Origin of the sequence: uncultured Campylobacter sp. (genome assembly GCF_937997465.1) — a bacterium.
GTDB lineage: Bacteria > Campylobacterota > Campylobacteria > Campylobacterales > Campylobacteraceae > Campylobacter_A.
The window spans coordinates 1-1,008 of sequence record NZ_CALKTQ010000259.1 but is presented as its reverse complement, the minus strand read 5'-3'; the positions used below and the strand labels follow the sequence as shown (position 1 = coordinate 1,008).

Here is a 1,008-nt window from a genome sequence, read left to right as displayed (position 1 = left end):
CAAGGCTTGGCTAAAGGAGCCTCTGCTTGCAGTTGCAAAGGCTCCGCCTGTAGCAAAAATACTAAAGTCCCCGCAAGCTGGGTGCCCCTGATTTGCTCCAAAAACCTTTTCTTAAGGCGCCTATTTATTTAAATCGTTCATCAGCGTTTCGCCGTATTTATCGACATAGATAAAATCAAGCGTTAGCTGTTTTACGATAGGGGTGTTTTGCATTCTGACGTCTAGGTAAAATTTACCGTCCGTGATGTTTGCTAGCGTATTTTTCTCGCTCCAAGATAGCTCGTATCCTAGCAATACCTTTGCTCCTACAAGCCCCCTAAGCAGCTCGCTAACGCTTCTTTTGGCGTGATAGAGTTGATCGGCTTTTTTATCGATAGCAAACAACACGCCTTTTTGGCAAGCCTGCGAAATACGGTCAAATACTCTAACGCGCGCTAAATCCTTCCATATAGTATCCTGGTCGCTAGTCTCTCCGCCCCAAGCCCTAAAGCCGCTTTCTCTGATGACGGTCGAAATTTTAGCCGCCCTTAGCTCATCAGCCGTGCACGTCTCGCCAAGCTCGAAATCTACGTCTATTTCCGTGCCCGAAACTCCTATCATAACCCTGTTTGAGTAGCTGTCGCTATATCCAAACTCGCTTGCACCGTCCGTATGAGCTATCATCCCCGCTATTCTAGCGCTTTGCCCTTCATAGACGTAAGCGTTCGTTTCGTCGTCCCAAACCTTGACGTTAGGATATGCGGCAACCAGCCTTCTAGTGCCGAAGTCCCCCATCTTTACTATCGCTGTGGCCGCGTCCTGGACTTTTAGATCTATGATGCCGGTCGCTTTTAGCCTGGTAGCTACTTTTTCTATCTCGCCTTTTACGGCATCTTCGTGGCTAAATCCCGGCGCTATAATTAAATTTGGGTTATATCCGAAGCGAGATTTTGCTTTGGTTAGCTCTGATATAGCATTTTTACACTCGGTGATCTCGTCGTTCGTATCGCTATCGTCGTCTTTGGTAAA

General features: G+C 47.2%; 1 protein-coding gene. It reads right to left on the bottom strand.

Translation table 11 applies throughout. The features are described from left to right. Positions 1-120 precede the first annotated feature (120 nt). Positions 121-1,008, bottom strand: an 888-nt coding sequence (locus tag Q0546_RS08505; protein ID WP_298792176.1) for a phage tail sheath subtilisin-like domain-containing protein, incomplete at its 5' end; no start/stop codon positions are given.